We start from the raw sequence: 12,501 nt of genomic DNA, 5'->3' as shown, positions 1-12,501 counted from the left end.
AAAAAAGCCAAAGGTAGGACTTGCCTACCGTTGACTGTTTCTATGCTAATTACTTAACGGCTTTGCCTGCTTTAAAGTTCGCAAGCACTGCTGCACGTTCTTTGTCTGACATTGGAATCAAACCAGCACGCTCAAGCTTTGAACCTTTTCCTGAAACTTTTTTGCTGATGAAGTATTCAGTATATTCTTTCAAGCCTTTGATTGATTTTAAGTGCTCACCTTTCACGTAGAAGAAGAGTGGGCGAGAAACTGGGTATGAACCGTTCAAGATTGTTTTTTCAGATGGCGCAACATTATTTACTGTCGCTACACGTAACTTGTCGCGGTTTTGGTCATAGAAACCAAGACCAAACACACCTACAGCATTTGGAGATGTTTTTAAACGTGCAAGCGTTTCAGTGTAGTCGCCCGCAATTTCGATCACTTTGCCATCTTTACGGAAAGTTGAACACGCTTTCTTTTGTGCATCTTTATCCATTGCTTTGATTGCTGCGTAAGTTTCGCAACCTGCATCAACCATTTTTTCTTGGAATACTTCACGTGTACCGTGGTTTGAAGCAGGAATCACTAAAGTGATGGCTTCATTTGGAAGGCTTTTGTCAATTTGATTCCAACGTGTATATGGGTTTGCTACCATTTTACCGTTAGATGGCAATTGAGCTGCTAAAGCTGCATATACGTGCTGTGGACGTAATTTATAAGCTGCTTTGTTTGCATTCGATGCAAACACAATACCGTCGTAACCAACTTTGATTTCTAGAATTTGGTTTACGCCTGCTTTCTTACAAGCAGCCAACTCTGTATCTTTAATTTTACGAGATGCGTTTGCAATATCAATTGTATTATCACCCACACCGTTACAGAATTGCTTTAAACCACCTGAAGTACCACCTGAACCTACAACTGGTGCTTTAAATTGTGGGAAAGTATTACCAAACTCTTCAGCAACAATACTTGCATATGGTAAAACTGTTGAAGAACCAGCAATTTGTATTGTGTCACGAGCTGCATTTGCCGTGGTTGCTACAGCTGCCCCAGAAACAACTACTGCAAGTGCGATATGGTTTAAGCGCATATTTGTTATCTCACATATTAAACATTTTGGAGTACGCCACTTTTTTATTCAGTCTTGTACTTTTTTGGATAACTGCATTTTGATTTCAGAATATGACAAGCAAGTTACAGCATTGTGACACTTTCATGATGTTTAGTTTTATTTGTCCATGATTCGTTACACTTTGTTCACCTTTTACTTGCTTTAAACGGCTTGGGAAATACGGATTATTAATGATATTCTGCGTCGAAACATTGCCACAACTATCCATAAAAATATTTAAAATCAATAATTAATAGAAATACAGTACATTTTTAATTTTCTATATTTTAGACTTTACTCCTATTGCTAGAATGATAAACCTACAGCAATTCACCCTCATAGAGCACAGAAATTAACCGCAGATAAATGACAAAAATTTTAGCCATATTGAAAAAATAGACCATCATTTATGTTCTTTTCTCCCTCACATATCTTATTTATGACGGACAAAATGACAGCCCTACCATTAACAGTCACATCATTTTTTATTTCTTCACCACAGGTCTTTCTATTTTTTAGAAAAACTTGTCCGAATAATTTAAATTTCAGAGAACAGTTCTTTGTCCTATATTTTGTAAAAGACAGCGCAAAGAAATGAATATGAATAGCAAAACAATCCGTACTTTTGACCCAGATCTTCCTATTCACCTGACATTTGAGGAACAGGACTGGCACATTTTGGCTGAATACTGGTATCCCATTGCTTTAGTGAGTGACTTAACGGAACAACCAACTTCAACTCTGCTTTTAGACATGCCATTGGTCATGTATAAAATGGGAGATGAAATCATTGTGGCAAAGGATGCCTGCCCCCATCGTGGCGTCCCTTTGAGTTTGGGCAAGAATGACGGACAAGGTGTCGTCTGCCGCTATCATGGCTTACGCTTTGGACATGAGGGCAAATGCAATCGCATCCCCGCCCATCCCGAACACAAGATATCGGAGCGCTTTAACCTCAAAACCTATGCGCATGTAGAGCGTTATGGCTTACTGTGGTGCTCTCTCAAAGCAGAAATAGGCAGCATACCCCATATTCCTGACATGCCCCATTGGGATGAAATGGAGTTTCAACAACTGGTATGTCCACCTGTAGACATCCAATGCTTCGCAGGTCGTCAACTGGAAGGCTTTATTGATGTAGCGCATTTTGCATGGGTACATCCCGATACGTTTGGTGACCCAGACGATGCTGAAGTGCCTGATTATAAAACCACTGAAACTGCGAATGGTTTTAGTGCCGACTATATAAGCAGTGTAGGACGCTATCCAATTGGAGAAGTGCAACGTGGCGAAGCAGGCTTCCAGTGGCTCAGGCATTTTGAGGTTCATCTCCCCTTTACAGCCACTTTAACCATTCATTTTCCACACGGGACACGACAAGTGATCATGAACGCGGCTTCACCCATGTCCGCACGCCAAACACGCCTTTTCGCACCTATTTGCCGTGATTATGACAAAGACCTACCTGTAGAAGATGCTTATGCTTTTAACTTAAAAATCTTTGAAGAAGACCGCCTAATTGTTGAAAACCAAAAACCTGAATACTTGCCATTAGACCTGAGTATTGAAGCCCATTTTCCTGCGGATCGCAGTTCCAGCATGTATCGAAAATTACTCAGAAAAAAAGGATTTAGCCCATTATTTGCAGCTTAAAAGTGATCAATACATGCCTCAATCTTAGACTGAGTTAACTTAGCTGACTTGCTGTATACATGCTATTAGGTAGCATTGGGGGATAGGACATTCCTCCAATGCTGCCTACATAGGATGTTGCTACTTTTGATCGCTAGAAACGCAAGCACGACTTTTACAATCTAATTCCTCTTCCCAAAAGCGCATAACTTCAGAAATAGCTTCATGTAGAAATCGACACCCGACATATTCGCCATTTATTTCAATTTCTTGTTCAAACTGGATAAAAACAAAATTCGACTCTGCAAACATGCCATCAAATCCATCAACAAATAGGCCCTCATTTTGCTCTGCTTTTATTTGCTCTGTAGAATGAATACTTTTTGGAATATTTGTATCGCTTTTAGATTCTCTCAGTATTCCATGCTTAGTTGCATTACAAACATCACGGATCAATGCTACTTCTGAACAAATACTATAAATTTCTTCTTTCAACAATTTTTCTGTAATAGACCATTCCGTATTTTTATTTAGATAAATTGCCCAATAATCTCACATATGATCTAAAACAATAGCAGCAATTCTACCTTTTCGCAGATCATGCTTATATTCAAAGAAATCTTGCACCATTGGTTACACAATATTTAGCCAATAGTCGAATATATATTCATTTTTATTCATATCTTTTCTTAAAATAGTATTTTCAAAGAAATTATGCCGTAAAAAAGGGAGCTCATGAGAGCTCCCTTTTTTACACAAACAATCGTTTAAGCAATTGCAGGTATATAGGTTCCATCTGCGATTGGACCTTTGATACGATCCGCTTCTGCAAGCACAAGGCCAAGCAGGTTCTTCACGTTATCTAAAGTCGCAACTGGGCTTAAAGTCGTCATTTTCAATGATTGATTTTGACCTACTTTAGTAACGCCAATATTCGCTTCACCACGTGCAAACAATTCATCTGCAACGTTTTGGTTTAAGGTATCAAGCAATTCTACTGGGTAGTCTGCTGGAACCACACGGAACAATACAGATGCAAATTGTGGATCAACCAACATCTCTAAACCCGCAGTTGCATTGATATAATCAGCAACGTCACGGGTCAGTGTTACACCGTGGTCAATCATAGAACCATAAAGCTCTTCACCTAGTGCTTCAACAGTCATCCAAAGTTTCAACGCATCAAAACGACGAGTTGTTTGAAGTGACTTAGACACCAAGTTTGGCACGCCATGCTCTTCGTCATAAGCAGAGTTTAAATACTCAGCTTCGTAGTGCATGAAACGATAGTTCGCTTCATCTTTTAACAAGAACGCACCACAAGAGATGGTTTGGAAGTAATGCTTATGGAAATCCAGCGTAATGGAGTCTGAAAGCTCGATCCCATCCAACATATCACGGTGATTGTTCGATAAGATTAAAGCACCACCCCATGCTGCGTCGATATGCATCCACGCACCATATTTGTTGGTGATTTCACGAATTTTCTTGAGTGGATCAATCGCACCTGCATCGGTTGTACCCGCAGTTGCAACCACACATGCCACGATTTTACCTTCAGCTTGAAGGTGCGCCATGGTTTTTTCAAGTGCATCCACATCCATCTGCGCGTTTTCGTTCACAGGAACGGTCACAACAGATTGGAAACCCATGCCCATCATCGCCATGTTCTTTTGCACAGAAAAGTGTGCATTTTCAGAACAAATAACTTTGACGTTACGCATCGCATCGCCTGGCACACCATCACGCTGTACAGACCACGGATTACCGTTTTCATCTTTCCAGTTTTTCGCGATACATGCATCACGTGCAAGCAGTACACCCATCAAGTTTGACTGTGTGCCACCAGAAGTGAATACGCCTGCTTGACCTGCGCCATAACCTACTTTTTGACGAAGCCAATCAATCAACTGTACTTCCATCAAAGAACCAGCAGGGCTTTGATCCCATGAGTCCATTGATTGGTTGGTTGCATTAATCAGCACTTCAGCAATTTGACTGGTGACCATGGTCGGACAGTGCAAATGTGCAAGCGAGTGTGGGTGATGGACTTTTAAGCTTTTATTTAAGAAAAGCTCAACCATACGTTCAAGTGACTTTTGTACACCCAAACCCTCTTTAGAAGGATTAAATGCAATCGCACTGCGAAGCTCTTTGATGCTACCGCCTGTGTACATCTTGTCGTTTTGCAACCATGCTGCAACTGCTTTAGTCGCTTGATCCATCGCTGACGAGTAGTCAGCAATAGATGCAGCATCATTGCAGAGTAACGCCTTACGGTGTTCTGCAAAATCAACCATGATTACGCGCCTCGAGTTGCAACAAGTGCTTCAGCAATTGCTTTCTTAAAGCGAACAATTACTTCTTCACATTCAGCTTGAGTGATAATAAGTGGGCAAAGTAAACGAATCACTGTACCGTTACGACCGCCTTTTTCTAACAATAACTTGTTGTTAAAGCATGCCGCTTGAATTGCTGCTGCCAATTGACCATCTGCAGGTAAAGACCCCATATGATCCGCTGGTTTACGCTCATCAACAATTTCAACACCAATCATCAAACCACGGCCACGCACGTTACCGATACATGGGAACTCTTGAGCCAGCTTTTTAAATTCAGCTTGTAAGAAATCACCACGTTCTTGCGCATTCTGCGCAAGGTTTTGTTCTTTGATGGTTTTGATGGTTGCAAGACCAGTACCCATCGCCAATTGGTTACCACGGAAAGTACCCGTGTGACCTGCTGGTTGCCATGCGTCGAACTTACGCTTAATGCCCAGTACAGCAAGCGGTAAGCTACCACCTACAGCTTTAGACATGACAACAACGTCAGGTTCAATACCTGCGTGTTCGAATGCGAACATCTTGCCTGAACGTGCAAAGCCTGCTTGAACTTCGTCAAGAATCAACACGATATTGTGTTTTTCAGTCACTTCGCGGATTTTTTTCAACCATTTAGTTGGCGCTGTTACCACACCACCTTCACCTTGAATTGCTTCAAGAATCACAGCAGCTGGTTTGGTTACACCACTTTCAACGTCTTCGATGAAATTTTCAAAGAAATACGTTAAAGCATCCACACCCGCTTCACCACCTAAACCAAGTGGGCAACGGTATTCATGCGGATACGGCATAAATTGAACGCCTGGCATCAAACCATTTACAGCATTTTTAGCAGACAAATTACCTGTCATAGCAAGCGAACCATGTGTCATACCATGGTAGCCACCAGAGAAGCTAATCACTGTACTACGACCCGTATAAGTCTTTGCTAATTTAATTGCTGCTTCCGTGCCATCTGCACCAGATGGACCACAGAACTGTAAACAATACTCTTCTTTACCACCAGGTAATTGCTCAAGTAATGCTTCAGTAAACGCATCTTTTAAAGGTGTCGTTAAATCCAAAGTATGTAATGGTAGACCGCTTGCAAGCGTATCTTGGATACTTTGAATTACCGCAGGATGATTATGGCCCAAAGCCAATGTTCCTGCCCCAGCTAAACAATCGAGGTACTCTGTACCTTCAACATCAGTAACCCAGCAACCTAATGCTTTGGCTATCGCTAACGGTAATTTACGTGGATAGCTACGAACATTGGATTCCATCTGACTTTGGCGAGTCAAATAGTATTCGTTAGTAGAATTAGTGGCAGGGTTTACAGAAGAAACGCTCATATCGAATTACCATCTCTGATATGGGTTGAAAGAAATAAGTCGGGTGACTTTTGGTCCTTTGACTCGGCGCTTTATAAAATCTAGTTAGATAGTGTTCAGATACTTCATAACTAGGAGGCGGATGATACAGAAATTTTCAATAAAATAAACAGCTTTTGGATATTATCTGTCATAAATTTACTAAAAAAATAGATCGTCCTAAACCATAGCTTAAATTATCATCTTACAGTGTGACAACGTAAAGAAAACCCGATGATTTTATTTATTTTTCAACTTTGCCAAAAAATAAAATAAAGTTCAGCTTAGATGAAAATTAAGCGATTGAAAAAATTAAATATATCTAGACTTTATTGAAAAATAATATGTACTCATTTTTACAATCGAACCACAATATTTTCGCAAATTCACCACAAATTGGCTTTAAGCTTTTTATAAATGTTGCAAAACTCCTCGTAAATAAAAAAGGAATAAAAATGCGTCAATTCTTCATCCCAGCCATCGCACTTAGCACTTTATTTAGCTCCGCAGTTTTTGCACAGTCAGATAACCAATTAAACTACAATATTGTCAACGTTCAGGCCGAAGCAACACGCCAAGTTTCCAATGATCTCATGAATGCAACGTTGTACATTGAACGCAGCAATAAGCAACCTGCTGAACTGGCTACTCAAATTACACAGTTGATGAATCAAGCCACTGCTTTAGCACGCAAATACCCAAGTGTAAAAGTCGAAACGGGCTCTCAAAGCACTTACCCAATTTATAATGATGACAACCAAAAGCTAAAAGAATGGCGTGGTCGTGCAGAAATTAATTTAGAAAGCACAGACTTTAAGGCAGCAAGTCAGTTGATTGGTGAGTTACAACAGAACTTCCAAACCCAATCTATTGGTTTTAGTGTATCTGATGCACAACGTAAAAAAGTCGAAAATGAGCTGATTATTGAAGCATCGAAAAACTTCCAACAACGTGCGCAATCTTTAGCACAAGCATGGAACAAATCAGGTTATAACTTGGTGAACTTGAATATTAACACCAGTAACTATTACCCTCGTCCAGTGATGATGCGTGCTGAAAGTGCAAAATTTGCAATGGCTGATGCAGCACCAATGCAAGATGTGGCAGGTGGCGAGTCTAAAATCACCGTAAATACAAATGGTACTGTTCAATTTAAATAAAGAAATAGCGCTCATGCAATTTGAAAAGCGACATTAAACCTAGCTTTTAAATTCAGTGCGCAACGTGATTTTACTTTTAAAGCTGACAGCCAATTCACTCAAATCCATGCAGCAGATAAAAAAGACTACATTTTTGTGGTCTTTTTTATTTTAACAATATGACAAAATTGTGACACATTTTCGCACTTTATAAATATCACCCTACTTCATGACCCTCTCTGAACTTAATTTATCGCTTTTTTCATGGATTAATGCATCTCCCGAAGCTAGCAATACCAATATTCATTTTGCTATTTTCATTGCCAATGACCTGCTCTATTGCATGATTTTACTGTTTGCTTGGTTTTGGCTACGTGGTAACTATGACACTAAAAAGCAGATATTGAAGGCATTTATCTTTACCAGTATCGCCATTTTGATCAGCCAATGTATTTCGCATGTGTATTATCACCCGCGGCCTTTTGTCATGGATGTTGGACGCACTCTCATTTACCATGCACCTAATGGTTCATTCCCGAGTGACCATATGCTGATTTTTAGCAGTATTGCCTTTTCTTATCTGTTCTCGGCACAGCGCAAACTGGGAGTTTTTCTCTTGATCGTGGCTTGGCTGGTTGCATGGTCACGTGTCTATCTCGGTGTGCACTTCCCTTTAGATATGCTCGGCGCTTTTCTATTGGCTTTTGCCTTAAACTTCTTTGGTTTAACCCTTTGGAATCTCTATAAAGAGAAAATCATGCAATGGGTACTCACCATTCACTTTTACTTATTTAAGCCACTGATTCAAAAAGGCTATATCAAATAACTTTCTCTTTAAAACAAAAAATCCCGCTCGAGAGCAGGATTTTTTCATACGTTTTATTCAGTAAATCGCCATGTGGTTGCGATGAATCATCTCAAGTGACCGTGCTTCACCTAGGACTTGATGAACTTTATCTGACGCCAAGCCCTTGACCAACTCCGCAGAACGCGAACTAAAGTTGACACGTCCGACTGCAACGCGACCGCCTTGAATATCAACACATTCAACCACGTCACCGCGCTCAAAATGCCCTTCCACAGCTTTCACGCCAACTGGAAGTAAACTACGATGATTATCTTTAATGGCCTTAACCGCACCATCATCCAACACCAAACGACCTGCTGTTTGTAAGTGAGCCGCTAACCATTGTTGATGAGCCGTAATGCGGTCATTGTCAGTAATAAACAATGTCCCAAGCATTTCACCATCCATCAAACGTGCAAGCACATTATCACTTTCACCACTGGCAATCAGCGTTGGACAGCCAGACTTTGCAGCCAAGCGTGCAGCACGGACTTTGGTCAACATGCCGCCACGACCAAACTTACCACCACCGCCAGCCATATCAAACAAGCTTTCATCTAAAGCACGCACGGTATGGAACAGTTTCGCGTCTGGGTTTGAACGTGGGTCTGAGTCAAACATACCTTGCTGATCAGTCAAAATAATTAACAAATCTGCATGCACTTGACCAGCAACCATCGCGGCCAGCGTGTCATTGTCACCAAAGCGAATTTCATCGGTCGAAACCGTGTCATTTTCATTGATCACAGGGATCACATGCCATTCAATCAAGTTCTGTAAAGCATCACATGAGTTTAAGTAACGACGACGGTCTGCCAAGTCATCATGGGTCAACAACACTTGTGCAGTCTGAATATGGTGTTTTTCAAGCACACTCGACCATGTATGAATCAGGCCCATCTGACCAATGGCAGCACACGCCTGAAGACTGGGTAGATCGGTGGGTCGGCTGTCTAGCTTCATACGAACCATACCTTCAGCCACAGCTCCTGATGACACCAGAATAATCTCATGTCCTGCATTGTGTAGATCTGCAATTTGTTTCGCCCAATGCGAAATTGCATCTATATCTAAACCTTGCCCATTTGCTGTGAGTAAAGATGATCCGATTTTAACAACGATTCGTTTACAAGCTTCGAGCTTACGTTGCCCATCTACCACTTCTATCATCTTGTCCTCAGTTACTCATTACGAGCTTAACGTACGTAGTACACTTCCATTTCGCCATCATCTTCATCATCGTCTTCATCATCACCCAATAATCCCGCAAGACGTTGTTGGCGACGCATTTCACGATACGCTTCTTTAGCGGCAATCGTTTGTTCGCGTGTTTCAGCTTCAAGCTGCTCACGGAATGCTTTCACTTCTGCTGCATAGTCTGGATCTTCAAGCTCACGTTCACGTTGTTGCTCAATTTGATCCATCAGGTAATACACAACTGGTTTTGTCCCTTCAGACATCAAACCTGAAGTTTTAAATACAGGGCCATCCCACTGCATTTCATCTAAGATATGCTGACACCATTCATCACGCGTATCATCTGCCAGTTGGTCAACTTTGTTTAACACTAAAACGATCGGTAACTTTGAAAGTGTCGGAGAGAATTTCTCCAACTCCGCCAAGATCGCTTTTGCATTGTATGCTGGATCAGAACCATCAATCGGCTGAACATCGACAATGTGAAGCAGAATACGCGTACGCGCCAAGTGCTTTAAAAAACGAATACCCAGACCCGCACCTTCTGACGCCCCTTCGATCAAGCCAGGAATATCTGCCATTACAAATGAACGGTGACTGTCCGCATCGACTACACCAAGGTTTGGAACCATTGTAGTAAACGGATAATCTGCAACCTTAGGTTTTGCTGCTGATACGGCACGAATAAAAGTCGATTTACCTGCATTTGGCATACCCAGTAAGCCGACATCTGCCAGTACTTTTAGTTCTAAGCGAATTTCACGGAATTCGCCTTTAAAACCATGGGTACACTTACGCGGCGAACGGTTCGTCGATGATTTAAAATGAGTATTACCCAAACCACCATCACCACCCGCTGCAACAAGCACACGCTGACCACTTTCAACCAAGTCGCCAATAATGTCACCCGAATCAGTGTCAACAATCGTTGTACCTACAGGAACCTTTAATACGGTGTCTTCACCGCCACGGCCAGCGCAGTTTGCACCACGACCATTTTTAGCTCGCTCCGCACGAAAGCGGCGCGTATAACGAAAGTCTACAAGGGTACTGGTATTATCATCAGCTTCGATAAATACGCTACCACCACGACCACCGTCACCACCATCTGGCCCGCCAAAGGGTACGAATTTTTCACGGCGAAAACTGGCTACGCCATTGCCACCGTCGCCAGCCTCTACGGTAATGACTGCTTCATCAACAAAGCGCATGCTGCCAATCCTCTAAATACTTTAAAACCGCATATTCTGCCATATTTTACAAAATTTCTCGAATAGAATTATTCAGCGAAACATGAAATTTAGTGACAAATCACTTAAAAACGTGCATTTAGCTCTTTTTCTCTTGATTTTCTTCAGTTTTGTACCTGAAAACAATCAACCTAATCCCATGCTCAACTTACATAAATTAAGCAGCATATACTCTGTTACAAGCAAATCTATGGCTTTTTGTGAAACCTATAACTCACTTAATTCAAACCATTTATTCTGCTTATTTTGTTGTTAAGTTATTTTTTTAAAGCTGAGACTCGCTCTTTATTTTCCAAGATCTCAGGCAAACTTTTTTCAATCCATCCAATTAGATACATGGTTTTTTCGGCCGCTTGAGAGCCCAGTATCGTCAATTGATACTCAACTTTAGGTGGAACTACAGGATAAACCGTCCGTAAAATAAAACCATCTTGCTCAAGTGTTTTAAGGGTTTGGGAAAGCATTTTCTCACTCACTCCTTCTATACGCTGTCTCAATTCACTAAAACGGTGTACGCCATCACTCAAACAACGTAACACCAGTACTGACCATTTGCTCGTAAGATGTTCCAATATGTCACGAGATGGGCACTCAGTGGATAAAACTTGACCTAATAGTTTGCTTGTTGCATAGGTGTGCATCATTTCTCTCCATTTGGTTTATTACTTACTTTTTGGTACGTACTTTCATTTAGTAAGTTATCAGATTAAGATAAAACCATCAAGTACAGAAAACAACCAATATAGGTGACTTATGAAAATTGCAATCACAGGTGCAACAGGCCAATTGGGTTCTATTGTGATAGAAAAACTTTTACTACAAACTGAGGCCAACAACATTGTTGCGCTTGTGCGAAACCCAGCCAATGCGACACATCTCACAGCACAAAATATCGAAGTGCGCGAGTTTGACTATGACCGACCTGAAACTTTAGTCCCTGCTTTATCAGGTATAGATAAATTATTACTCATTTCTGCAAATGAAGTCGGTCGCCGTACACCTCAGCACAAGGCAGTGATTGATGCTGCAAAAGTGGCCGGTGTTCCTTATCTTGCTTATACTAGCTTACTACGTGCAGATACATCCCCACTCGGCTTAGCCCAAGAACACCGTGAAACTGAAAAACTGATTCAAGATAGTGGACTACGCTACACCTTCTTAAGAAATAACTGGTATAGCGAAAACTACCTTGCAGGTGTTGCTCACACCATTGAAATTGGGACGCTTTTTGGAGCAGCTCAAGATGGTCGCATTAGCTCGGCATCACGCATAGATTATGCTGAAGCTGCAGCGAAAGTCTTAACGTCAACTGGCCATGATAATCAAATCTATGAACTAGCAGGTTCACAAAGCTTTAGCCTCTCAGAGCTTGCAACATTGATTGGTCAAGCAGCGAGTAAAACCATTAATTATCAAAACCTAAGTGCGGAAGAATACACTCAAGGCCTAACTCAGGCGGGCTTACCTGCTGGCTTAGTTGAGGTCATCGTTGATGCAGACATTCAAACTATACAAGGTGCAATGTATAGTGACAGTCAAGACCTAGAACAATTGATTGGACGTAAAACTACGAACATTCAAGATGCGATCAAAGCTGCACTTTAAGCCACCCTTTTGATTTTCACATGAAAACACCACCAATGATT

11 protein-coding genes are annotated in these 12,501 nt (G+C 41.3%); 4 read left to right on the top strand and 7 right to left on the bottom strand.

Annotated features, from left to right (window positions below; all coding sequences use genetic code 11):
- Positions 1-49: 49 nt before the first annotated feature.
- Positions 50-1,075, bottom strand: a complete 1,026-nt coding sequence (locus DPG01_RS08105; RefSeq protein ID WP_086209581.1) for a substrate-binding domain-containing protein — start codon at positions 1,073-1,075, stop codon at positions 50-52.
- Positions 1,076-1,696: 621 nt separating this feature from the next.
- Here DPG01_RS08105 and DPG01_RS08100 point away from each other — a divergent pair.
- Complete coding sequence (locus tag DPG01_RS08100) at positions 1,697-2,749, top strand: Rieske 2Fe-2S domain-containing protein (RefSeq protein WP_110974733.1); 1,053 nt, start codon at positions 1,697-1,699, stop codon at positions 2,747-2,749.
- A gap of 120 nt (positions 2,750-2,869) precedes the next feature.
- On the opposite strand, the gene DPG01_RS08095 is transcribed toward DPG01_RS08100, so the two are convergent.
- The 3 genes from DPG01_RS08095 to DPG01_RS08085 all read right to left on the bottom strand — a co-directional run bounded on the left by DPG01_RS08095 (position 2,870) and on the right by DPG01_RS08085 (position 6,404).
- Positions 2,870-3,223 (bottom strand): hypothetical protein, encoded by a 354-nt coding sequence (locus tag DPG01_RS08095; protein ID WP_162622329.1) that lies wholly within the window; start codon positions 3,221-3,223, stop codon positions 2,870-2,872.
- Between the two features lie 272 nt (positions 3,224-3,495).
- Entirely contained in the window at positions 3,496-5,028 is a 1,533-nt protein-coding gene (locus DPG01_RS08090; protein ID WP_086209583.1) for a pyridoxal phosphate-dependent decarboxylase family protein, read from the bottom strand.
- 2 nt (positions 5,029-5,030) lie between these two features.
- On the bottom strand, positions 5,031-6,404 hold the full coding sequence (locus tag DPG01_RS08085; RefSeq protein ID WP_086209584.1) for a diaminobutyrate--2-oxoglutarate transaminase: 1,374 nt from the start codon (positions 6,402-6,404) through the stop codon (positions 5,031-5,033).
- 473 nt (positions 6,405-6,877) lie between these two features.
- On the opposite strand from DPG01_RS08085, the gene DPG01_RS08080 reads away from it, so the two are divergent.
- Both DPG01_RS08080 and DPG01_RS08075 read left to right on the top strand, forming a co-directional pair.
- Positions 6,878-7,582 (top strand): SIMPL domain-containing protein, encoded by a 705-nt coding sequence (locus DPG01_RS08080; RefSeq protein WP_086209585.1) that lies wholly within the window; start codon positions 6,878-6,880, stop codon positions 7,580-7,582.
- A 208-nt stretch (positions 7,583-7,790) separates the two neighbouring features.
- Positions 7,791-8,387: a phosphatase PAP2 family protein gene (locus DPG01_RS08075; protein ID WP_110974731.1), complete on the top strand. Its 597-nt coding sequence runs from the start codon at positions 7,791-7,793 to the stop codon at positions 8,385-8,387.
- A 57-nt stretch (positions 8,388-8,444) separates the two neighbouring features.
- Here the strand turns inward: DPG01_RS08075 and proB are convergent, their stop codons facing one another.
- From proB to DPG01_RS08060, 3 genes are all read right to left on the bottom strand, one after another.
- Positions 8,445-9,578: a glutamate 5-kinase gene (gene proB / locus DPG01_RS08070; protein ID WP_005399671.1), complete on the bottom strand. Its 1,134-nt coding sequence runs from the start codon at positions 9,576-9,578 to the stop codon at positions 8,445-8,447.
- 26 nt (positions 9,579-9,604) lie between these two features.
- Positions 9,605-10,816, bottom strand: a complete 1,212-nt coding sequence (gene cgtA, locus DPG01_RS08065; protein ID WP_086210871.1) for an Obg family GTPase CgtA — start codon at positions 10,814-10,816, stop codon at positions 9,605-9,607.
- Positions 10,817-11,112: 296 nt separating this feature from the next.
- Positions 11,113-11,496, bottom strand: a complete 384-nt coding sequence (locus DPG01_RS08060; RefSeq protein ID WP_086210870.1) for a winged helix-turn-helix transcriptional regulator — start codon at positions 11,494-11,496, stop codon at positions 11,113-11,115.
- Between the two features lie 112 nt (positions 11,497-11,608).
- Here DPG01_RS08060 and DPG01_RS08055 point away from each other — a divergent pair, with 112 nt between their 5' ends.
- On the top strand, positions 11,609-12,460 hold the full coding sequence (locus tag DPG01_RS08055) for an SDR family oxidoreductase (RefSeq protein ID WP_110974730.1): 852 nt from the start codon (positions 11,609-11,611) through the stop codon (positions 12,458-12,460).
- Positions 12,461-12,501: the final 41 nt, after the last annotated feature.

The organism is Acinetobacter sp. WCHAc060042 (genome assembly GCF_003231195.1).
Classification (GTDB): Bacteria; Pseudomonadota; Gammaproteobacteria; order Pseudomonadales; family Moraxellaceae; genus Acinetobacter.
The sequence above is the reverse complement of the archived record's forward strand: the minus strand, read 5'-3'. Positions and strand labels throughout refer to the sequence as shown.